This window comes from Bacillus cereus group sp. MYBK216-1, from assembly GCF_051916495.1.
Lineage (GTDB): Bacteria > Bacillota > Bacilli > Bacillales > Bacillaceae_G > Bacillus_A > Bacillus_A thuringiensis_K.
Genome location: NZ_JBQAGT010000044.1, coordinates 1 through 673, shown reverse-complemented (window position 1 = coordinate 673; position 673 = coordinate 1). Strand labels below are relative to the sequence as shown.

The window sequence follows — 673 nt, the reverse complement described above, 5'->3', positions numbered from 1 at the left end:
TGATGGCAGAGAGGTCACACCCGTTCCCATACCGAACACGGAAGTTAAGCTCTCTAGCGCCGATGGTAGTTGGGACCTTGTCCCTGTGAGAGTAGGACGTTGCCAGGCAAAATGGAGGATTAGCTCAGCTGGGAGAGCACCTGCCTTACAAGCAGGGGGTCGGCGGTTCGATCCCGTCATCCTCCACCATATATGTCGGAGGGGTAGCGAAGTGGCTAAACGCGGCGGACTGTAAATCCGCTCCTTCGGGTTCGGCAGTTCGAATCTGCCCCCCTCCACCATTCTTAATTAATGGGCTATAGCCAAGCGGTAAGGCAACGGACTTTGACTCCGTCATGCGCTGGTTCGAATCCAGCTAGCCCAGCCATTAAGAGCCATTAGCTCAGTTGGTAGAGCATCTGACTTTTAATCAGAGGGTCGAAGGTTCGAGTCCTTCATGGCTCACCATTTTAATGAAATATGCGGGTGTGGCGGAATTGGCAGACGCACTAGACTTAGGATCTAGCGCCTTTGGCGTGGGGGTTCGACTCCCTTCACCCGCACTTTTAATAAAATAACTCATACATGTCTTGCGGAAGTAGTTCAGTGGTAGAATACAACCTTGCCAAGGTTGGGGTCGCGGGTTCGAATCCCGTCTTCCGCTCCAATTTTCAATATGACATGCCGGGGTGGC

6 tRNA genes and 1 rRNA gene are annotated in these 673 nt (G+C 52.7%); all 7 read left to right on the top strand.

From position 1 onward, the window contains the following. Nucleotides 1–108: ribosomal RNA gene (gene rrf, locus ACTFRH_RS30895) — 5S ribosomal RNA — on the top strand; the annotation flags it as partial. Nucleotides 109–113: 5 nt separating this feature from the next. Continuing rightward, nucleotides 114–189, top strand: a tRNA-Val gene (locus ACTFRH_RS30890). An 8-nt stretch (nt 190–197) separates the two neighbouring features. Continuing rightward, a tRNA-Tyr gene (locus ACTFRH_RS30885) sits at nt 198–281 on the top strand. Nucleotides 282–292: 11 nt separating this feature from the next. Continuing rightward, nucleotides 293–367 (top strand) — tRNA-Gln (locus ACTFRH_RS30880). Between the two features lie 4 nt (nt 368–371). After that, nucleotides 372–447 (top strand) — tRNA-Lys (locus ACTFRH_RS30875). A 14-nt stretch (nt 448–461) separates the two neighbouring features. After that, nucleotides 462–542, top strand: a tRNA-Leu gene (locus ACTFRH_RS30870). Nucleotides 543–571: 29 nt separating this feature from the next. Then, nucleotides 572–646 (top strand) — tRNA-Gly (locus tag ACTFRH_RS30865). Nucleotides 647–673 lie beyond the last annotated feature (27 nt).